At 72.2% G+C, this 223-nt stretch carries 1 pseudogene; it reads right to left on the reverse strand.

Annotated elements, in window-relative coordinates:
• A pseudogene (locus E4K09_RS28885) lies at nucleotides 1-223 on the reverse strand (MFS transporter); the annotation flags it as partial.

Here is a 223-nt window from a genome sequence, read left to right on the forward strand (position 1 = left end):
CCCGGAAGGCCTCCGACCAGCTCTCCCGTCCCTTGGCGTTGTCGGCGTCCCTGGGGACCGCGACAATGATCGCCAGCGCCAGAACGACGGTAATCGCCGCGACGACCAGGACCGAGTCCCGCCAGCCGATGGCGGCGGCCGAGGCGGCGAGCGGCGCGGTCGCCGCAAGGGTGCCCAGATTGGCGCCTCCCATCTGGATGCTGGTGAGCCCCGCGAAGCGCTC

It is taken from the genome of Microvirga pakistanensis, assembly GCF_004458765.1.
Classification (GTDB): domain Bacteria; phylum Pseudomonadota; class Alphaproteobacteria; order Rhizobiales; family Beijerinckiaceae; genus Microvirga; species Microvirga pakistanensis.